General features: G+C 65.1%; 1 protein-coding gene. It reads left to right on the top strand.

The genetic code is table 11. The features are described from left to right. Positions 1-791, top strand: a 791-nt coding sequence (locus A9D60_RS05620) for a class I SAM-dependent methyltransferase (RefSeq protein WP_065266697.1), incomplete at both ends; no start/stop codon positions are given.

Genomic DNA, 791 nt, shown 5'->3' with positions numbered 1-791 from the left:
GGACCTCACAGAGATCTACCGGCTGGAGGCGGTCCCGGTGCAAAGCTGCATCCTGCTGGAGAGCGCGGAGGCGGCCCGGCAGTTCCCGCGCCATCCGCTGGTGCTGATGTTCTGCGGCAGCTGCGGCTTCATCTTCAATTCGGTGTTTGACCTGTCGCTGGTCGACTATGCCTCAGCGACGGAGGAGAGCCAGCATTTCTCCGGCACCTTCAACCGGTTTGCCCGGGATCTGGCGGCGGAAGCGGCATCGCTTTACGACCTGAAAGGCAGGCGGACCCTGGAAATCGGCTGCGGCAAGGGCGAGTTCCTGCAGGAGCTTGCCCGCCAGACCGGCACCATCGGCCTGGGCGTCGACCCCGGGTTCATCCCCGAACGCCTGCCCGGGGCGCAGGGCCAGGAGATCAGGTTCCAGCGCGAATTCTTCGATCCCGGCACCATCGCCGAGCCGCCTGATTTCATCGTCTGCCGCCATACGCTGGAACATATCCCCGAGGTCGGCCGCTTCCTGCAGGACATCGTGCAGGTGCTGGACGGGCAGGCCGGTGCGGGCCTGTTCTTTGAAACCCCGGATGTTCAGCGGGTGCTGCAGGAGGGCGCCTTCTGGGACATCTATTACGAGCATTGCTCCTATTTCACGCAAGGCAGTCACGCGCGGCTGTTCCGGCGCGCGGGCTTTGATGCGATCGGGCTGTATCTGGCTTATGACGGCCAGTACATCATCCAGTACGCCGCGCCTGAGGCCGGCCGCCCGGCGCTGCCGCAGGAGGACGATCTGGACACGGTGCGTGCAC

The sequence above is a fragment of the Leisingera sp. JC1 genome (assembly GCF_001679925.1).
Classification (GTDB): domain Bacteria; phylum Pseudomonadota; class Alphaproteobacteria; order Rhodobacterales; family Rhodobacteraceae; genus Leisingera.
The sequence above is the reverse complement of the archived record's forward strand: the minus strand, read 5'-3'. Positions and strand labels throughout refer to the sequence as shown.